19 protein-coding genes are annotated in these 17,622 nt (G+C 69.3%); 8 read left to right on the forward strand and 11 right to left on the reverse strand.

Features of this window, described 5'->3' with window-relative positions:
- Positions 1–135: 135 nt before the first annotated feature.
- Genes JUB11_RS14705 through JUB11_RS14715 form a run of 3 tightly spaced genes read right to left on the reverse strand, consistent with a single transcriptional unit; the run spans position 136 to position 2,058 of the window.
- The gene (locus tag JUB11_RS14705; RefSeq protein ID WP_207459316.1) at positions 136–867 is read right to left on the reverse strand and encodes a transmembrane anchor protein; all 732 of its coding nucleotides are present in this window, start codon (positions 865–867) and stop codon (positions 136–138) included.
- Positions 868–881: 14 nt separating this feature from the next.
- Complete coding sequence (locus tag JUB11_RS14710) at positions 882–1,622, reverse strand: HupE/UreJ family protein (protein WP_207459317.1); 741 nt, start codon at positions 1,620–1,622, stop codon at positions 882–884.
- A 55-nt stretch (positions 1,623–1,677) separates the two neighbouring features.
- Entirely contained in the window at positions 1,678–2,058 is a 381-nt protein-coding gene (locus JUB11_RS14715) for a hypothetical protein (RefSeq protein ID WP_207459318.1), read from the reverse strand.
- Positions 2,059–2,269: 211 nt separating this feature from the next.
- Between JUB11_RS14715 and JUB11_RS14720 the strand changes: the two genes are divergently transcribed.
- Together JUB11_RS14720 and JUB11_RS14725 are read left to right on the forward strand one after the other, a co-directional pair.
- Positions 2,270–2,539 (forward strand): metal-sensing transcriptional repressor, encoded by a 270-nt coding sequence (locus JUB11_RS14720; RefSeq protein WP_207459319.1) that lies wholly within the window; start codon positions 2,270–2,272, stop codon positions 2,537–2,539.
- Between the two features lie 44 nt (positions 2,540–2,583).
- On the forward strand, positions 2,584–3,978 hold the full coding sequence (locus JUB11_RS14725; protein WP_207459320.1) for an MFS transporter: 1,395 nt from the start codon (positions 2,584–2,586) through the stop codon (positions 3,976–3,978).
- Between the two features lie 194 nt (positions 3,979–4,172).
- On the opposite strand, the gene JUB11_RS14730 is transcribed toward JUB11_RS14725, so the two are convergent.
- Positions 4,173–4,436 (reverse strand): hypothetical protein, encoded by a 264-nt coding sequence (locus JUB11_RS14730; RefSeq protein WP_207459321.1) that lies wholly within the window; start codon positions 4,434–4,436, stop codon positions 4,173–4,175.
- A gap of 278 nt (positions 4,437–4,714) precedes the next feature.
- Entirely contained in the window at positions 4,715–7,207 is a 2,493-nt protein-coding gene (locus JUB11_RS14735) for an ankyrin repeat domain-containing protein (RefSeq protein WP_247887066.1), read from the reverse strand.
- 321 nt (positions 7,208–7,528) lie between these two features.
- On the opposite strand from JUB11_RS14735, the gene JUB11_RS14740 reads away from it, so the two are divergent.
- On the forward strand, positions 7,529–8,422 hold the full coding sequence (locus JUB11_RS14740) for an ROK family protein (RefSeq protein ID WP_207459323.1): 894 nt from the start codon (positions 7,529–7,531) through the stop codon (positions 8,420–8,422).
- Here JUB11_RS14740 and JUB11_RS32775 read toward each other — a convergent pair whose 3' ends face one another.
- Positions 8,423–8,683, reverse strand: coding sequence for a hypothetical protein (locus JUB11_RS32775; RefSeq protein WP_247887080.1), 261 nt, complete (start codon positions 8,681–8,683; stop codon positions 8,423–8,425).
- Here JUB11_RS32775 and JUB11_RS14745 point away from each other — a divergent pair.
- Genes JUB11_RS14745 through JUB11_RS14755 form a run of 3 tightly spaced genes read left to right on the forward strand, consistent with a single transcriptional unit; the run spans position 8,603 to position 9,537 of the window.
- Positions 8,603–8,773, forward strand: a complete 171-nt coding sequence (locus JUB11_RS14745; protein ID WP_247887076.1) for a type II toxin-antitoxin system RelE/ParE family toxin — start codon at positions 8,603–8,605, stop codon at positions 8,771–8,773. The two genes, JUB11_RS32775 and JUB11_RS14745, sit on opposite strands and share 81 nt — an antisense overlap.
- Positions 8,770–9,162, forward strand: coding sequence for a helix-turn-helix transcriptional regulator (locus JUB11_RS14750; protein WP_207459325.1), 393 nt, complete (start codon positions 8,770–8,772; stop codon positions 9,160–9,162). Before JUB11_RS14745 ends, JUB11_RS14750 begins: the two co-directional genes overlap by 4 nt.
- Positions 9,163–9,537 (forward strand): transcriptional regulator, encoded by a 375-nt coding sequence (locus JUB11_RS14755; protein ID WP_207459326.1) that lies wholly within the window; start codon positions 9,163–9,165, stop codon positions 9,535–9,537.
- Between the two features lie 234 nt (positions 9,538–9,771).
- Here JUB11_RS14755 and nagA read toward each other — a convergent pair whose 3' ends face one another.
- On the reverse strand, positions 9,772–10,932 hold the full coding sequence (gene nagA / locus JUB11_RS14760) for an N-acetylglucosamine-6-phosphate deacetylase (RefSeq protein WP_207459327.1): 1,161 nt from the start codon (positions 10,930–10,932) through the stop codon (positions 9,772–9,774).
- 529 nt (positions 10,933–11,461) lie between these two features.
- On the opposite strand from nagA, the gene otsB reads away from it, so the two are divergent.
- Both otsB and JUB11_RS14770 read left to right on the forward strand, forming a co-directional pair.
- On the forward strand, positions 11,462–12,283 hold the full coding sequence (gene otsB / locus JUB11_RS14765) for a trehalose-phosphatase (RefSeq protein WP_247887067.1): 822 nt from the start codon (positions 11,462–11,464) through the stop codon (positions 12,281–12,283).
- Between the two features lie 73 nt (positions 12,284–12,356).
- A complete protein-coding gene (locus JUB11_RS14770) occupies positions 12,357–12,593 on the forward strand; it encodes a hypothetical protein (protein ID WP_207459329.1) in 237 nt (78 codons plus the stop codon).
- A 413-nt stretch (positions 12,594–13,006) separates the two neighbouring features.
- Here JUB11_RS14770 and JUB11_RS14775 read toward each other — a convergent pair whose 3' ends face one another.
- The 4 genes from JUB11_RS14775 to JUB11_RS14790 are packed head-to-tail and all read right to left on the reverse strand — an operon-like array spanning position 13,007 to position 17,573.
- On the reverse strand, positions 13,007–13,723 hold the full coding sequence (locus JUB11_RS14775; RefSeq protein WP_207459330.1) for an ABC transporter ATP-binding protein: 717 nt from the start codon (positions 13,721–13,723) through the stop codon (positions 13,007–13,009).
- The gene (locus tag JUB11_RS14780) at positions 13,720–14,463 is read right to left on the reverse strand and encodes an ABC transporter ATP-binding protein (RefSeq protein ID WP_207459331.1); all 744 of its coding nucleotides are present in this window, start codon (positions 14,461–14,463) and stop codon (positions 13,720–13,722) included. The genes JUB11_RS14775 and JUB11_RS14780 overlap by 4 nt, the downstream gene beginning before the upstream one ends.
- Positions 14,460–16,301, reverse strand: a complete 1,842-nt coding sequence (locus JUB11_RS14785; RefSeq protein ID WP_207459332.1) for an ABC transporter permease — start codon at positions 16,299–16,301, stop codon at positions 14,460–14,462. The genes JUB11_RS14780 and JUB11_RS14785 overlap by 4 nt, the downstream gene beginning before the upstream one ends.
- 33 nt (positions 16,302–16,334) lie before the next feature.
- Positions 16,335–17,573, reverse strand: a complete 1,239-nt coding sequence (locus JUB11_RS14790; RefSeq protein WP_207459333.1) for an ABC transporter substrate-binding protein — start codon at positions 17,571–17,573, stop codon at positions 16,335–16,337.
- Positions 17,574–17,622: the final 49 nt, after the last annotated feature.

A 17,622-nucleotide genomic window follows, 5' to 3' on the forward strand; every position in this document is an offset into this window, starting at 1 on the left:
TACTTTTCCCGCTGCGCGTCTGTCCACATCGTCCACTCCTCCTGCCGTCACCAACAGGCAGAAGCAGGTTTCAGTCAAACAGGCTCTCAGTTGGCTAGCCCTGCGCAGACAGACTGCGCAGGGCCAGGCTCTTCGTTACATCACGCGCTTGAAGCTCGAGTAATCGCCGCTGGCGCGCAGTTTGATGGTGACCGGCTGGCTGCCGCGGTTGCGCCAGAACCAGCCATGATTGCCATCGAAGGCCGCGGTGATTTCGCCCTCGTCCTTGGCGGCGCCGCGGCCCTTGTTGTAGCTGTGCGTCTTGTTCGGCGCGTCGCTCGGCTCCCCATGGGTGTCGAAGTTCACGACCCCGCCTTCGGCCGTCCAGGCGAAGCTGGTCTTCGCACCCTTCTTCATCGCAACCTTGACCTCGGCCCCCTGACCGGGAGACAGCGTGAGCGACATTTCGTCCGACTTCGCTGCCTCGGCGACGGTCGTCACCGCGGCTGTAACTTCAGGGGACGCAGGCACCACCATCGCCGCATGCGCGGACGGCACCACCAAGCCGGCCAAGCGGGACAGGAAGGCGTCTGTAGCTTCCGAGCGCTGGTCCGGCGCGGCGGTCGCCGGCGCCGGCGTCGGGGGCGCAGCGCCTTCCTTGGCTGCGCGTTCGTCCGCCTCCGCCTCCTCGGCGAGCGTGGCCTTGATCTCCCCCATCTCGGTCAGGCCAAGCACGCGGCCCACTCCGGTGGGGTCGATGCCGTATTCGGCCGGAAGCACGGTCGTGACCAACAGCACCGCAGCGGTCACGGCCGCTATCACCGTTGAGCGCAGCAGTTGCCCGGAGGTCGGGAGATCCGCCTGGGCGGGGATTTTCGTGTTGTACATGGATGTCATCCTTGTCAGGAGGCGACGGCCCAACCGGTCAGCTGATATCCGATCAGCATGAACCCGGCGGTCATCATCGCTACGTTGGCGGTATAGGCGTGGCGCCGGAACCCGGCGCTGCGGCGCCAGTAGCTCATGGCGATGAGGATGGCCGACAGCGCGAGCAGTTGGCCGATCTCGACACCGACGTTGAAGGCGAGAAGGTTCGGCAGGAGGCCGTCCGGGGCGATATCGAATTCCTGGATCTTGGTCGCGAGCCCGAACCCGTGGAACAGACCGAAGACCAAGGTCGCCACCTTCGTGTTCGGCTGGACGCCGAACCAGCGCTGGTAAGCGCCGAGGTTGTCGAGCGCCTTGTAGACGACCGAGAAGCCGATGATGGCGTCGATCAGGTAGGCGCTGACGTGCATGTCGAGGAACACGCCCAGGAGCATCGTGGTCGAATGCCCCAAGGCGAACAGGCTGACGTAGAGCCCAATGTCCTTGAGGCGGTAAAGGAAGAAGATGACCCCAAACAGGAAGAGGAGGTGATCGTACCCCGTCACCATGTGCTTGGCGCCGAGGTATGCGAAGGGAATGAGGTGGGTGCCCGTGATCTCCTGGATGTAGCCCTTGTCCCCCTGCGTCACGCTGTGCGCGAGCGCGTCAGGGTTGGTAAAGGCAAGCAGCAGGAAAGTGGCCACGAGGGCAAGGAGCGCGGTTCGCGAGCGCATGAGCAGCGCGCGTGACCGGACTCCGTGCAGAGGTCCGTTCATCGTCAGGATTCCGGTGTTCGTGCTTGGAACGGCCGCGCCTAAGGCAACGGCATGGTCACGTAGCGGCGCCGGACCGTGGAGGACGGTCGAGGAAATAGAGGGGCTCGCCGTGTTCCGCCCAGGACGCCCCACCTTGCCAGGCGGCCCGCGCGGCGACGGTGAACATAGCCGGTGCTGCGACAAAGCTCATGGCCACATGGGAGTGATCCGCGGGATTGTGGCCATGGACAGGATCGGAATGCGGCTCCTCGCCCGGATCCTCGTCATGGACGTGACCCTCATGGACGTGATCCTCGTCCAAGCCCACGGCAGCACCATGATCCGCGTCCGCGGCAGCCAAGACCATGCCGGGCCCGTGGGAGGAGATGCTGTGGTTCCCCCACGACAGCATGCCCAGCATGACCGCCAAGGCGGTCATCAGGCGCAGGCCAGTCATGAGCAATGTTTTCGACATGAGGGTCGGGATCGTGGGGACCTGTTCGCATTCACCGGGCACCCGAAGGCACCGGCACGGTATCCCCTCCGGGGGGAAGCTGTAAACTGCCAGCTGCATCCCCACGGCTGCCGAACTCAGACGGATAGCAGCGCCACATATGATTGGAGGGGAGAGCTTGCCCTATGCCCTCCCGGGGGATAGGTTCGCTCACATGACCAAGCATTCTTCCCATCCCGAGATCATCAAGCGCCTCAAGCGCGCGGAAGGCCACCTGCGTGGCATCGTCGAGATGATCGAGGGGGAGCGCTCCTGCCTCGACATCGCTCAGCAGCTTCATGCGGTCGAGAGCGCCGTGCGCGCCGCGAAAAAAACGCTCATCCACGACCACCTCGACCATTGCCTCGACCACGCCATGGGCGAACCCGGGCAGGACGGCAAAGCGGCTGCCCGGGAGTTCAAGGAGATCACCAAATATCTCTGACCTAGCTGGGTTAGGCACCTCACAGACACCCCGAGAGGTTGCCCATGTTCTCCCCATTGGCCAACCGGACCTACCGTCACCTGTTCCTGGCGCAGGTCATCGCCCTTATCGGCACGGGCCTCCTGACGGTCGCGCTGGGCCTGCTCGCCTATGACTTGGGCGGTGCTCAGGCGGGAGCGATCCTGGGCACGGCCTTGGCGATCAAAATGGTGGCCTACGTCGGCATCGCGCCGGTGGTGGGCGCTTTCGCCGACCGACTGCCCCGGCGTGCCTTTCTGGTCGCCATGGACCTGGTCCGCGCGGTCATCGCGCTGAGCCTGCCCTTCGTCACCGAGGTCTGGCAGGTCTACGTCCTCATCTTCGTGCTCCAGTCGGCGTCCGCAGCGTTCACGCCGACGTTCCAGGCCACCATCCCGGACGTGCTGCCCGATGAGGCCGAGTACACCAAGGCGCTTTCCCTGGCCCGCCTCGCCTACGACCTCGAAAGCCTCGCCAGTCCGACACTCGCCGCTGCCCTGCTGACCGTGGTCAGCTACCACGACCTGTTCGCCGGGACGGTGGCCGGCTTTCTGGGATCGGCTTTGCTGGTCCGCGCCGCCCTCCTCCCCAAGGCTGCGCCCGCGGAGCGACGGGGCGGTGTCTACGAGCGGACCACACGCGGTATCCGAATTTACGTGAAGACGCCGCGACTGCGTGGCCTGTTGGCGCTCAACGGCGCCGTTGCCGCCGCCGGTGCCATGGTCATCGTGAACACCGTGGTCCTCGTCCGCGGCGCTCTAGGCGGTACCGAGAGCGATGTTGCCGTCGTCCTGGCCGCCTACGGCACCGGTTCGATGGCAGTAGCCTTCCTGCTCCCACGCCTGCTCAAGCGCCTGTCCGACCGTTCCGTCATGCTCTTGGGAGCTTGGCTGCTCGCAGCAGGAACTCTGGTAATGGCGGCTCTCATTGGGGGAGGCGCTCTGTCAGGGCATTTGGCCGCAGCCTTGCCTCTGCTGCTGCCGGTGTGGTTCGTGCTCGGGGCCGCGAACGCAGCCGTATCGACACCCTCGGGAAGGCTGCTGCGACGCTCCGCTCAGGCTGAGGATCGCCCCGCGCTGTTTGCGGCCCAATTCGCGCTCAGCCATGCCTGTTGGCTGGTTGCGTATCCCCTCGCGGGCTGGCTTGGCTCGGAAGCCGGTCTTGAGGTTGCCTTCGCCGTGCTGGGCACCCTGGCGGCGGTCTCAACGGCTCTGGCGGCGCGCCTGTGGCCGTCAGGCAACCTGGTCGAAGTCGAGCATTGCCATGAGGCTCACAGCCACGACCACATGCACGTTCATGACGAGCACCACCAGCATGATCATGAGGGGTGGGAAGGGCCGGAGCCGCACGCCCATCCGCACCGGCACGGAGTTCTCCGTCACCGGCATGCGCTCGTTATCGATCAACATCATTCCCATTAGCCCCGGCGAGGCTGAAGCGCCGTGGTCCATCCTGACGAACGAGGAGAAACATCTCTGCTGCCGTCCGGCGGACGAACGTGCCTTCATTGAATGACCGGCTTGCGGTGCGCCAACAAAGCATGCCGGCGAAGCCGCCCTTATCCTCCACCGCGTGCACCACCCCGAGGTGCCGCTGAACCTGGCCGACGCCGAGGTCACGCGCTGGACGATCGGACGCACGGCTCATTGACCGAGGCTGGAAACGGCTGAGCATGCACACCATGGACCGTTGGCGGCACGACCGCATCTTCGGCCAGGATCGACCTGCCGCAGGTGAACGCCGGACCCTGGTTGTCGTCGCAATCACCGCAATCACCGCAATCACATTGGTGAACGCAGCGAGCGTCTTCATCCTCGCTGCCCGAGGTCATGGCCATGGTCACGCGCATCATGACCATCACGAGCATGGGCACGTTCATGAGGACCACAATCTCCGGTCCACCTATCGGCACGTCATGGCGGACGCGCGGACCCCGGTTCTGGCCTTCGCGGCGCTCCTCGTTTCCAGGTGCCTGGGGGCAACTTGGCTCGACCCCGTGATAGGGGCGTAGGCGCTTTGCTTGTGGCCAACTGGTCCCGCGGGCTTCTCGGCAGCACCAAGAACACGAATTTGATGCTGCTGCGAAGTCGGAGCCGTCATCTTTGGACTGTATTCTTCCAGCCGGGAACGGCCGCCGCGCCGTCCGGTCCGGAGATGTCAGCGCGGCTTCAGCACCTCGACCACCTGGACATGGCCCTGGAGAGCGCCGAGGGTGAGGGCGGAGTTGCCGTCATTGTCCATGCGGTAGGGGTTGGCGCCGCGCTCCACCAGCATGCGCACGATGCGCTCATGGCCGTTGTTGGCGGCGTACATCAGGGAGGTCCAGCCATGGCCGGTCGCCCGGTCCACGGTGACGCCCCGGTCGAGCAGCGCCTTGACCACCCCGGCATGGCCGCGGGCCGCCGCCGCCATCAGCGCGGTCTTGCCGTCGGCGTTGGTGGCGTCCAGGTCGGCCCCGGCGTCGGCCAGCGCGCGGACGACGTCCTCATGGCCGCCCCAGGCGGCGTACATGACCGCCGTCGCACCGTCGCCGGTGCGCAGGTCGGTGCGGGCACGTTTCTGCAGCAGGGTCCGCACGGCCTCGGTCATGCCCTGTTCGGACGCCAGCATCAGCAGGCTCTTGCCGTCGCCCACCCGCGCGTTGGGGTTGGCGTTGCTCCCGTTCAGCAGGTCGCGCAGCGCCGCCGGCTGGCGCAGCAAGGCGATGGCGGCTTCGCGGGACTCCAGTCCCGGCTTCACGGACGTGCCGCTCTGCGCCTCGGCCTCGCGCTTGTCGGAGGTCTCGATGCGCTCGCGCAGCTCGTCCTTGCTCGGCGCCACGATCAGGGCGCGCTCGTAGAAGTGGCGGGCATTGCCGAAGTCGCCGCGCTGCTCGGCGAACGAGGCCCAGCGCCGGTAGGTGGACTCCATGGAGGCCAGAAGCTCCTGGATCTCCGGCGCGTTCGGCGACAGGGCGCGCAGGCGCCGCACCGTCTCGTAGGCGTTGTCGCCGGCCGGGGTGGTCAGGTGCTTCGCGGCGATCTGGCGGCGCGCCTCCTCGACCAGCGCGCGGACCCGCTCGGCCTCCGCCGGGTCACCGGCATCGCCGGAGCCCTGCGGCTCGGCCGGGGGCAGCCCGCCGGCGTTGGGCGGGTCCTCCAGCGGCGGCAGCACGGCGGTGCTGGTCTCGGGCGAGTTGGTGTCGAGCTCCGCCGGGCCTTCCGCTCCGTTGCCGGAACCGGCCATGCCGCCCGCCGTGCTGCCTGCCAATCCACCGGCGGCACCGCGATCCGGCTGCGTGGCGGGCGGGGGGGGCGGCAGGGCGGCGACCGTGGCGGGCGGCTCGGCACGCGGCGGCGTGTAGCCGTTCGGGGCGGACCCGTTCGTGCCGGCCGCGTTCATGCCGGTTCCGTTCGAAGCCTCGCCCGGCAGGCCGGTCCCGCCGGGCCGGTTCGGCAGCACGGCGACGGGGCTGCGCAAGGGGTCGAAGCCCGGCACGCGCCCGTTCGCCGCCCCGGCGTTGGCGGACGGGTTGGCTTCAGGGGTGGCGAAGGGGTTGCCGATGTTCTGGTCGGCGAAGGCGCGCACGCCGTTCCAGCCGTCCCGCAGCGCGGCGGCTGGCCGCTCCACCAGGGGCGAGTCCGGCATGGTCAGGGCGACGCCGGTCCCCGCCAGCACCAGCGTGGTCAGGGCGACGCCGGCCAGCAGGGCGGGGCTCAGGCGGCGGCGCGGCGGTGGTGCTGCCCAGCCGCTGTTGTCCGGCGGCGGCCAGCCCGCGTCGATCCGCGCGAAGTCGGGATCGGCACCCGCTGCCGCGCCCGCCATCGCGCCGGGGGGCACGCCGTCGTTGGCCGGGCGGCGGAACTCCTGCTGGAAGCGGGGCATCTCCGGCTCGCCCGGTTCCGGGATCGGCTCGCCGCGCTGCCGGACCGGCTCCAGCCGGTGCGGGTCCCGGCGTCCGGGCTCCGCGCGGTCGAAATCCGGCGGTCCGGCCTCGTTCCGGTCATGCTCCCGCGCGGGACCGCGGTTCATCGGGCGGACGACGGTGGGCGTGTCCTTCGCGCTCAGAACAGGGTTGGCCGACAGGCCGATGGCCGGGCTGACCGACGGGGTCGCACCGGGCGCCAGCCGGTAGATGACGCCGCTTTCGCGCACCGCCGGGGCCAGTTCCGGGGCCGCGAGCATGCGCTCCAGCTCCGGCGTGCCGCAGAGCAGGACCTGGAGGGAGCGGCCGGCCGGCGTCTCGGACTGGCTGAGATCGACGAGGTCGCTCAGCGTGGCGACCGCCAGGAGCTGCGCCTGCTCGACCGCCAGCAGGCCATAGCCGGCAAGGTCGAGCCGTTCCTCCAGCTCGCCGATCAGCGTCTCGAAATCGCGCTCCTCCTCCGACGGCAGGACACCGTCGCCGGCCTCGGCGATCAGCTCCTCCACCTGCGCTCCGGTCCGTGCGGCCACCGGCAGGACCAGCGCGCCGTCCGAGGCGACATGCTCCAGGAGATGCCCGAACACGCCGGCACGGCCCGTGCCGGCATCGCCGACGAGCACCAGAAGGCGCTTGCGCGCGAGCAGCGCCAGCAGGAGGCCGTCATAGACCTCCCTCTGGTCCGGGCGCAGCGAGGCCGTCGGGGTGCGCGGCGTGGACGAGGCGGGCTTCGGTGCGTTGCGATCCATGGGCATTCGTTGCACAAGCCGTTGAGGTGATGGGTGGGGCCATGCGCCCGGTCCAGCCCGCCCCCGCCGGCGGATGGATCCGGCGGCGGCGGGATGTTCCGGGCACACGGTGCTCCCTATTCTTGAGTCTAGTGATCGACCGCCGGCATGCGACGGTGCAAAGGGGAGGCTGATCGCGCTCTTATGGAGAGGTGCGCCTTTCGGATCCGCTGGTCGGGGTGCGCGGCTGCGGGTATAGGGTAATCCGACTTGGCCCGGCGGGGTCGTTCCGTGTGCGGAACGGCCGTGGCCGGGCAGGATTTCCAGCAAGGCAGGACGCGCATGCGCATCGGCATCGACCTGGGCGGCACCAAGATCGCCGCCGTCGCCCTCGGCCCCGATGGCGGGGAGCGCGCCCGCCACCGCGCCGCCACGCCCCATGCCTATGACGGGACGCTCGACGCGCTGGCGGACGCCGTGCGGGCACTGGAATCGGATGCCGGCGCCTGCGCTGCGACCGTCGGCCTCAGCCTGCCGGGCATCGTCGATTCCGAGGCAGGAACGGTGTGGGCGGTGAACCTGCCCTGGCTGCACGGCAAGCCCCTGGCGGACGACCTCGCCCGGCGCCTCGACCGCCCGGTCCGGCTCGCCAACGACGCCAACTGCTTCGTCCTGTCGGAGGCGGTGGACGGGGCCGCCGCCGGCGCAGCGGTCGTGTTCGGCATCATCCTCGGAACCGGGGTCGGCGGCGGCATCGTCGTGGACCGCCGGATCCTGCCGGGCGCCAACGGCCTCGCCGGCGAATGGGGCCACACCCCGCTGCCCTGGCGCGAGGCGGAGGACGGGCCGGAGGAGCCCTGCGGCTGCGGCCGGTCCGGCTGCATCGAGCCGCTTCTCTGCGGCGCCGGCCTGACCCGGCTGCATGCCCGCCTGACCGGCGAGACCGCCACCCCGCCGGAACTGGCCGCCCGCGCCACGGCCGGCGATGCGGCCGCGCTGCGCACCCTCGACCGCCACGCCGACGCGCTCGCCCGCGCGCTCGCCGCCGTGATCAACCTGCTCGACCCGCATACGGTGGTGGTCGGCGGCGGCCTGTCGGGGCTTCCCGGCCTCTACGACACCGTCCCCGCCCGCTGGGGCCGCTGGGCACTGGCAACCCCCCCCCGCACCCGCTTCCTGCGCGCCAGCCACGGCGCCGAAAGCGGCATGCGCGGGGCGGCCTGGCTGTTCGGGTGACTATCTGACGGAACGGTCGTTCTGTTTGCTGGGACGGCGCGTGCTGTTCAACGGCGACGGCGCCTTGACGAAGTGTTCGCTAACAGCGATCATCTTGTTATGAAGCTTGTCATCGAATCCGCCGCGGCGAAGGCATTTCTTCAGATGCCAAAGGCCGATGCCGCTGCTTTGCGGAAAAAGATGAACATCTTCGCAGCCGATCCCTACGCTCAGCATTCCTGGGCAAAGGCGTTCGGCGGTGGAACTGGCCGCATTCGACACGGTGAATGGCGAGCCCTATACCGGATCGACGGGACCGCCCTTGTTGTTACCGTCGTAAAGGTCGGAAACCGTAGGGAGGTCTGTCGATGAAGGTTTTGCCGATCAAGCCCATTGCGGAAACGCCTGACAGCGTGACTTTGACGAGGGCCGACTTCGAGGCGCTTACGGAACTTCTGACCGATGCGCAGGATCTCGCCGACATCGAAGCCATTTCGGCCCGTCTTGAGGCCGGAGAAACCGAGGCGTACCCATTCGAAGTCGTTGAACGCATCCTTGACGGAGGGCATCCGATCACAGCCTTCCGGGAACACCGGCGCTTCACCCTACGGGGTCTCGCGGAAGCTGCGGGCATCGCCCCATCCTATCTGTCGGAAATCGAGAGCGGAAAGAAGCCCGGCAGCTTTGACGCAATGACGCGGATCGCGTCAGCGCTCCGGGTGCCTCTGGACCTTTTGGCAAAGCCGCACGAAAGCACTTGAATGCAAGTGTCGCCGATCAAGACCGACGCGGACCTCGCCTCCGCGCTTTCCGAGATCGAACGGTTTTGGGACGCGGAGCCCGACACCGATGAGGGCGACCGTTTGGATGTGCTGGTGACGCTGGTGGAGGCTTATGAGCGGTGGCATCACCCCATACCGCCGGCCGACCCCATCGCGGCGGTCGAGTTCATGATGGAGCAGCGGGGCCTGACGCGGGCCGACCTGGAGCCGATCATCGGCTCCGGCGGCCGGGTATCGGAGGTGCTGAACCGCCGCGGCGCGCTCACGCTTCCGATGATCCGCCGCCTCTCCGAAGAACTGCGGATTCCCGCCGAGATCCTGATCCAGCCTTACGATCTGCAACGGGCCGCCTAACCGTCCGGCCCCCACAAACGCAACGGGGCGGCCCCATTGAAGGAGCCGCCCCGTTTTGCTGGCCTGTCGGCGACCGGTCAGTCGGAGATGGTCTGCCAGAGGAAGAACAGCAGGGCCGCAGCCATCAGGGCGATGTCCATGGGAAACTCCTGGGATCGGGTTGGGGTCTTGTCGGCGTTCGGTCTTTCGGGCGCTTCTATACGACAGAATGGGGCAACGGGGCAGGGGTTCCGTTCAGCAGAGCGCCATTTTTCCACCGACCCAGGTGGCGCGCGGCATCAGCCGCTCGTCGAGATGGACGAGGTCGGCGGCCATGCCCGTGCGGATGCGGCCGCGCTCTTGGGCGATGCCCAGCGCGTCGGCGGGGTAGGCGGCGGCCATGCGCAGGGCTTCGTCCAGCGGGATGCCGATCCGCTCCACGCAGTTGCGCACCGCCGACGCCATGTCCAGCGCCGATCCGGCCAGCGTGCCGTCGGCGGTGACGCAGCGCCCGTCCTCGACCCGGACGGGCTCGCCATACAGGGTGAAGCCCGCCTTGTCCCCTCCCTCCGCCCCGACCGGGGGCATGGCATCGGTGACGAGGAACAGCTTGCCGTGCGGCTTGGCCCGCCAGGCGAGCCGGACGGAGGCGTCGTGCACATGGTGGCCGTCCACGATGATGCCGCACCAGACGGCGTCGTCGTCCAGCGCCGCGCCGACGAGGCCCGGCTCGCGGGAGCCGAGCTGGCTCATGGCGTTGAAGAGATGCGTGACGATCCGGATGCCCGCGGCGAATCCGGCCCGCGCCTCCTCCAGGCGGGCGGCGCTGTGCCCGGCGGACAGGACCAGCCCGGCGGCGGCCATGGCGCGGACGGTGTCCGGGGGCACCGTCTCCGGCGCCAGGGTGAGGAGCGTCGGAAAGCCGTTCGCCCCGGCCAGCAGGGCGAGGTCGTCGGGCTCCGGCGGGGCGATGTGGCGCGGGTGGTGGACGCCGCGCCGGGCCGCCGCGATGTGCGGGCCTTCGAGATGGAGGCCCAGAACGCCCGGCACCCGCCTGGCGATGGCTTGGCGGACGGCGGCGATGGCCGTGGCGCGGATGGAACGGCTGTCGGTGATCAGCGTCGGCAGCAGGCCGGTCGTGCCGAAGCGCCGGTGCGCCTCGACAATGCGCCGCGCCGTGCCGAGCGTCGGCCGGTCGTTGAAGAGCAGCCCTCCTCCGCCATTGACCTGGAGGTCGATGAACCCCGGCGCCAGGATGCCGCCGCCCAGGTCGTGCTGCGGCACGCGGGGCGGCACGGCGGAGCGCTGGACCACGCCGGCGATCCTGTCGCCGTCGATCAGGACGGCTGCGTCCCCCGCCACGGCTCCCGCCTCGTCGAAGCCCGTGTGGACCGTCGCGTTGACCAGTGCCTGCAAATGCCTGCTCCTCCCCTTGGCCGAATCCTGACCGGAAAGGGCAAAGCTAAACGCCGACCCTGCTTCGGGCGCAAGCGTGCCGGGGAGGCAGTTTCATGCCGAAAGGACTAAACTGGAAACACCGGAGTTATATCGAGGGTCAGGATTGCCAGGGGTCTCGAAACTTTGGCACAAGAAGCCCTGCCCGGCGGGCGTGGCCAAGGTCGCGGGCCTGAACGCCGGCCAAAAAAAAGGCCGCAGCTCGTAAAAGCGCGGCCTTCAAGTCTAGGGAGGAAACGCCCAAGAAGGGCGACGCAGCAATCGCTTGCTGCAACGCAGAAGGTAATCCACCCTGCGGGCGATTCAATACCCATGCGGCGGCCTTCCGGGCCTGCGCGGCCTTTTCCGGGGGCGGTGTGGCCGGATGGTCACAAAGAGGCGGTCCTGTTTCCCCGCCGGCCCTGCACTGGATAGAGGACGCCGGATGGAAGGCGCCGGACAGAGGGCGCCGGACACCGGGCCACCACACGCGACAGCGGGAGAAAGACCCTTGGCACAGCCGCTAGCGGATTCGACGGCAGACACCCCATCCGCCCTCGCGCGCTTCGACGACTTCATGGCCGGGCTGGAAGGCCGCCGGCCCGCCGTGTTCCTCGACTATGACGGCACCCTGACCCCCATCGTCGAGCGGCCGGACCTGGCATTGCTGGACGAGGGCGTGCGCGCGACGATCCGCCGGCTTGCGGCCCTCTGCCCGGTGGCGATGGTGAGCGGGCGCGACCTCGACGACGTGGCGCGCCATGTCGGGCTGGAGGAGCTGGTCTATGCCGGCAGCCACGGCTTCGACATCCGCGGCCCTAACCTGCGCACCCAGATCGGTGTCGAGTTCATGCCGGAGATCGACGCCGCCGAGGCGGAGCTGAAGACCGCGATGGCCGGCGTCACCGGTGCGCTGGTCGAGCGCAAGCGCTTCGCCGTCGCGGTCCACACGCGCCAGGTCGATCCCGCCGCCAAGAGCTGGGTCGCCGACGCCGTCGCCGGCATCGCCGGGCGCAACACGCGCCTGCGCCTGACCGGCGGCAAGGAGATCTTCGAGCTTCGCCCCGCCATCCCTTGGGACAAGGGGCGGGCGGTGCTGGCCCTGCTCGACACGCTCGGGCTGGCCGGCGGGGACACCGTGCCGCTCTACATCGGGGACGACGAAACCGACGAGGACGCCTTCCGCGCGCTCGCCGAGCGCGGAGCAGGGCAGGGGTTCGGCATCCGCGTCATGGACCCGCCGTCGCCCACCCTGGCCGGCTGGTCCTTGCACGACACGGCCGAGGCCGGCGCCTTCCTGGCGCGGCTGGCCGACCGTCTGACGGCGGCTTGAGCGCCGCCGTTTTTACAAATGGTTAAGGGTGCGGGCGTAGCGTCTTTCCAGCATCGGTGAGAAGGACCGTTCCATGGAGATCGGCGCGCCCGCGACGCCCACCCTCTTCGCCCCGCAATCGACGGCGCTCTCCGGCATGGCGGACGCCCAGGCGCGCGTGCAGGCGGCCGGCGAACAGCTCGCCGTCGGCAACCTCGACCCCGCCGTCGTCCTCGAAATCTCCTCGGCCGAGTTCGACTTCGCCGCCAACGCCAAGGTCATGGCGACAGCGCAGGATAATACCAAGCGCCTGCTCGACATGCTGGCGTAAAAACTTTTCCCGATCAGAAAACAACTCAGGCAATCAGAAGTTAACCGTCATCCCCGCGGACGAGCATAGGTGCTAACTTTGAGGGTTGATCGACCAAAGCAAGGTTCCGACCACCTTCCACCGTCATCCCCGCGGACGCGGGGATCCAGAGTTTCCAAAGGGTTCGCTACGGGAAGGACTGGATTCCCGCTTTCGCGGGAATGACGAGGAGGGAGGTTGCAGGCTTCGGCAAAACGGGCCGATGTACAAACGTCAGCGCCCATGCGCGAAAGCGGGGATCCAGAACTCCTGGTGGCGTGGCTCGGATGCGAAGCCTGGATCCCCGCTTTTGCGGGGATGACGACTAAGTGGTCGCTCCTCGATTGCTTGTCGTCCCCGAAAACACTAGCTGAATGTGTCGTCCGCCCCGCGCCTCACACGGCCAGATAGGCCCGCCGGATCGACTCCTCCTTCATCAGCGCCTGCATCGGACCGTCGAAGCGGATGACACCCTTTTCGATGACGCTCGCGCGGTCGGCGACGGCGCCGGCGAAGGCGAGGTTCTGTTCGGACAGCAGGATTGACAACCCCTCGGCCTTCAGGGCGCGCAAGGCCTCGGCCATCTGCTGGACGATGCGCGGGGCGAGCCCCTCCGACGGTTCGTCGAGCAGCAGCAGGGACGGGTTGCCCATCAGCGTACGGGCGAGCGTCAGCATCTGCTGTTCGCCGCCGCTCATCCGGCCGCCGCGCCGCCCACGCATCTCCGCCAGGTTGGGGAAGAGGGCGTAGAGCTTCTCCGGCGTCCAGTGCGGCGCGCCGGGGCGGGGCGGCTGGCGGCCGACCTCCAGGTTCTCCTCCACCGTCAGTTCGGTGAAGACGCGCCGGTCCTCCGGGACATAGCCGATGCCGAGCCGCGCGATGCGGTGCGGCGGCAGGGCCGAGACGTCGCGCCCCTCGAAGGTTACCGAGCCGGCGCGCGCGTCGAGCAGCCCCATGACGGCCTTCATCGTGGTGGACTTGCCGGCCCCGTTGCGCCCGACCAGCGCCAGCACCTCGCCCCGGCCGACGGCCAGATCCACCCCCGCCAGTATGTGCGCCCGCCCGTACCAGGCCTGAAGCCCCTGGACGCGCAGCAGCGGCTCCCCGGTCATGCCGCACTCCCCAGATAGACGGCCTGCACGCGCGGGTCGGCGCGCACCGCGTCCGGCGGCCCCTCCGCGATCACCTGCCCGCGGTCGAGCACGAGGATGCGCGTGGCATGGCCGAACACCACGTCCATGTCATGTTCGGTGAACAGCACCGCCAGCCCGCGCTCGCGCACCAGCGAGGCGGTCAGCGCCATCAGTTCCAGCCGTTCGTTCGGGGCCATGCCGGCCGTCGGCTCGTCCATCAGCAGCAGCTTCGGGTCGCTCGCCAGCGCCATGGCCAGTTCCACCCGCTTCAGGTCGCCATAGGCCAGCACGCCGCAGGGCCGGTCCGCCTGCGCGCCCATGCCGACGCGGTCGAGCAGCGCCACCGCCTCCTCCCGGAAGAAGGAGGCGGCCGGACGCCACAGGCCGGACAGGCGCCGCCGGCAGGACAGCAAAACCGTCTGCACATTCTCCGCCACCGTCATGGTCGGGAAGGTCGCGGTGATCTGGAAGGTCCGTCCGACGCCCAGCCGCCAGACGCGGCGCGGCGGCAGCCCGACCAGCTCCGTCCCGTCCAGCCGCACGCTGCCGGCGTCGGCGCGGAGCTGCCCGTTCAGCAGGTTGAAGCAGGTCGTCTTGCCGGCCCCGTTCGGCCCGATCAGGGCCAGAAGCTCGCCCGCATCCAGCCCGAAGGAGACGCCGCGCACGGCCTTCACCCCGCCGAAGCTGCGTTCCAGCCCGCTCACCTCCAGCCGCTTCATGCCGCCCTCCCGCGCTGGACAAGGTCGCGGGCGAAGCCGACGACCCCCTTGGGGAAGGCCAGCACCAGCCCGATGATGACCAGTCCCAGAATCAGCCGCCACAGGTCGGTCAGGCTCATGATCTCGGTGCGCAGCAGGTGGAACAGGGCGGCGCCCACGACCGGCCCGGCCAGCGTCTGGACGCCGCCCATCAGCACCATCACCAGCGCATCGACCGAGGTCGGGACCGACATCAGCGTGGGAAAGACGCTGCCCTTGGAAAAGGCGTAGAGACCTCCGGCCAGCCCGGCGGCGCTCCCGGCCAGGGTGAAGGCGAACCATTGCGTCCGCCGCACGTCGATGCCCACCGCCTCCGCCCGCAGGGGCGAATCGCGCCCGGCGCGCAGGGCATAGCCGAAGGGGGCGAATGCCACCCGCCGCAGCAGGAACAGCGCCCCCCCGCACAAGCCCAGCGTCAGCAGGTAGAAGGCCGTCTTGCCCGATGCCCAGGGATCGGGCCAGACGCCGAGGATGCCGTTGTCGCCGCCGGTCACCCCATACCACTGGAAGGTCACCGACCAGGCGATCTGCGCGAAGGCCAGCGTCAACATGGCGAAGTAGAGGCCGGAGCGGCGAACGCAGAACCAGCCGGCGATCAGCGCGCCGAGCCCGCCCAGCAATGGCGCGCCGGCCAGCGCCAACGGCATGGGTGCCGCCCAGCTCGTCGCCAGCAGCGCCGCCCCATAGGCGCCGAGCCCGAAATAGGCGGCGTGCCCGAAGGACACCAGCCCGCCCAGCCCGATCAGCAGATGCAGGCTGGCGGCGAAAAGCGCGAGGATGACCAGCTCGGTCAGCACGATCAGCGCATACTCGCCCGCAAAGAGCGGCACCAGCGCCAGCAGGGCGAGCAGCAGCAGTGGCGCCCAGGCCGCGATGCCCGTGGACGCGGACAGCGGCGGGCCGGGGGAGGCAGCGGTGGGCGGCGCCTCCTCGGCGCGGCCGAGCAGCCCGTAGGGGCGCAGCACCAGCACCACCGCCATGAACAGGAAGACCAGCACCAGCGTGATCTCGGGGAAGACCAGGATGCCGAAGGCCTGGAGCTGCCCGATCAGCAGCGAGGCGACGAAGGCCCCCATCAGGCTGCCCATGCCGCCGACCACGACGACGACGAAGGCCTCCACCACGATGCCCATGTCCATGCCGAGGTTGATCGCCTCGCGCGGCACCTGCAGGGCGCCGCCCAGCCCCGCCAGCGCCGAGCCCAGGAACAGCACGCCGGTGAACAGGCGCCCCGGCTCCACCCCCAGTGCTGCGGTCATCTCGCGGTCCTGCGTCGCGGCACGGATCAGCGTGCCCCAGCGCGTGCGGTGGAACATCAGCCACAGCCCCGCCAGCACCAGCGGCCCCAGCGCGATCAAGACCAGATCATAGAGCGGGAACACCTGGTCCAGGATCTCCACCGACCCGCGCAGCCCCGGCGCGCGGCGCCCCAGCAGATCCTCCGGCCCCCAGATCCAGGAGGCCACGTCCTGCACCACCAGCACCACGCCGAAGGTCGCGAGCAGCTGGAACAGCTCCGGCGAGCGGTAGAGCCGCCGCAGCAGCAGCACCTCCATCACCGCGCCCAGCACCCCGGCCGCCAGCGCCGCTGCCAGCACCCCGCCCCAGAAGCCCAGCGGCGTCGACCCGATCCGCTCGGCCAGCGACCAGCCGATGTAGGCGCCCAGCATGTAGAAGGACCCGTGCGCGAAATTCACGATCCGCGTCACGCCGAACACGATGGTCAGCCCCGACGACACCAGGAACAGCGTCGCCGCCGTGGCGAGCCCGCTCAGGAACTGGACGAGATAGAAGGACATGTCACTCCTTCATCCGGCGGCGGCGCCCGTGCCTCACGGCGCCGGCCGCATCTTCGCGGCGGCCTCGTCGGAGGGCAGGTAGTTCGCCCCGTCGGCGTAGCGCCAGCCGGTCATGGTGCCGGTGCCGTCCTTGACGGTGGTCCTGCCGACGAAGGCGCCCATGGTCGCCTGGTGGTCGCTGGCGCGGAAGGTGATCGGGCCGAAGGGGCTGGAGAGCTGGAGGCCCTTCAGCGCCGCCGTGACGGCCTGTGGCTCGGTGGAGCCTGCCTTCTCGATGGCCGCGGCGATCGCCTTGAAGGTGCTGTAGCCGACGACCGAGCCCAGCCGGGGGAAATCCTTGAACTTCGCCCGGTAGGCGTCGAGGAAGGCCTTGTGCTCGGGCGTGTCGATCTGGTCCCAGGGGTAGCCGGTCACGATCCAGCCCTCCGGCGCCTCGTCGCGCAGGGGCTCAAGATACTCCGGCTCGCCGGTCAGGACGCTGACCACGGGGCGGTTGCGGAACAGGCCGCGCTGCTCGCCCTCGCGCACGAACTTCGACAGGTCGGCGCCGAAGGTCACGTTGAAGATGGCCTCGGGCTTGGCGGCGGCCAGCGCCTGCACGGTGGGGCCGGCCTCCAGCTTGCCGAGTGCCGGCCACTGCTCGCCGACGAACTCCACATCCGGGCGCTTCTCCTTCAGCATTTGCTTGAACCAGGCGACCGCCGACTGGCCGTACTCGTAGTTCGGCGCCACGGTGGCCCAGCGCTTGGCAGGCAGCTTCGCCGCCTCCTCCACCAGCATGGCCGATTGCATGTAGGTGCTGGGGCGCAGGCGGAAGGTATAAGCGTTGCCCTTGGTCCAGGTCAGCGCGTCGCTCAGCGGTTCGGCGGCCAGGAAAGGCACCTTGTTGCGCGCCGCGAAGTCGGCGACCGCCAGCCCGACGTGGGAGTAATAGGTGCCCGCCAGCAGCACGACCCGCTCGTTGCTGACCAGCTCCTGCGCGATGCGCACCGCGTCGTCGGGCCGGCCGGCGTCGTCGCGCGAGATCACCTCGATCTTGCGCCCGCCCAGCAGCCCGCCGGCCGCGTTCACCTCCTCGACCGCGAGCTGCCAGCCCTGGCGGTAGGGAACGGTGAAGGCGGGCAGGCCGGTGTAGCTGTTGATCTCCCCGATGCGGATCGGTCCATCCTGCGCGCGCGCGGCGCCGAGGGGGAGGGCGAGGAGGCCCAGGGCGCCGGCGGCGGCGAGGAGCGTGGCGCGGCGGTTCGGCCGAAGGGGCGTGCGGCGTTGCATGGGCGGCGTGCTCGGGCGGTTGACGGGGCGGAGCTGTACATATCAAACC

This window comes from Azospirillum sp. SYSU D00513 (assembly GCF_017356015.1).
Taxonomy (GTDB): Bacteria; Pseudomonadota; Alphaproteobacteria; order Azospirillales; family Azospirillaceae; genus Azospirillum.

Coding starts and splice junctions, on each gene's coding strand:
- JUB11_RS14785 (WP_207459332.1), bottom strand. CDS start 16,301: ATGTCCTTCTATCTCGTCCAGTTCCTGAGCGGGCTCGCCACGGCGGCG.
- JUB11_RS14745 (WP_247887076.1), top strand. CDS start 8,603: ATGAACATCTTCGCAGCCGATCCCTACGCTCAGCATTCCTGGGCAAAG.
- JUB11_RS14750 (WP_207459325.1), top strand. CDS start 8,770: ATGAAGGTTTTGCCGATCAAGCCCATTGCGGAAACGCCTGACAGCGTG.
- JUB11_RS14735 (WP_247887066.1), bottom strand. CDS start 7,207: ATGGATCGCAACGCACCGAAGCCCGCCTCGTCCACGCCGCGCACCCCG.
- JUB11_RS14715 (WP_207459318.1), bottom strand. CDS start 2,058: ATGACTGGCCTGCGCCTGATGACCGCCTTGGCGGTCATGCTGGGCATG.
- JUB11_RS14775 (WP_207459330.1), bottom strand. CDS start 13,723: ATGACCGGGGAGCCGCTGCTGCGCGTCCAGGGGCTTCAGGCCTGGTAC.
- JUB11_RS14730 (WP_207459321.1), bottom strand. CDS start 4,436: ATGAACGTGCCCATGCTCGTGATGGTCATGATGCGCGTGACCATGGCC.
- JUB11_RS14790 (WP_207459333.1), bottom strand. CDS start 17,573: ATGCAACGCCGCACGCCCCTTCGGCCGAACCGCCGCGCCACGCTCCTC.
- JUB11_RS14755 (WP_207459326.1), top strand. CDS start 9,163: ATGCAAGTGTCGCCGATCAAGACCGACGCGGACCTCGCCTCCGCGCTT.
- JUB11_RS14770 (WP_207459329.1), top strand. CDS start 12,357: ATGGAGATCGGCGCGCCCGCGACGCCCACCCTCTTCGCCCCGCAATCG.
- JUB11_RS14780 (WP_207459331.1), bottom strand. CDS start 14,463: ATGAAGCGGCTGGAGGTGAGCGGGCTGGAACGCAGCTTCGGCGGGGTG.
- JUB11_RS14740 (WP_207459323.1), top strand. CDS start 7,529: ATGCGCATCGGCATCGACCTGGGCGGCACCAAGATCGCCGCCGTCGCC.
- JUB11_RS14705 (WP_207459316.1), bottom strand. CDS start 867: ATGTACAACACGAAAATCCCCGCCCAGGCGGATCTCCCGACCTCCGGG.
- JUB11_RS14725 (WP_207459320.1), top strand. CDS start 2,584: ATGTTCTCCCCATTGGCCAACCGGACCTACCGTCACCTGTTCCTGGCG.
- JUB11_RS14720 (WP_207459319.1), top strand. CDS start 2,270: ATGACCAAGCATTCTTCCCATCCCGAGATCATCAAGCGCCTCAAGCGC.
- JUB11_RS14710 (WP_207459317.1), bottom strand. CDS start 1,622: ATGAACGGACCTCTGCACGGAGTCCGGTCACGCGCGCTGCTCATGCGC.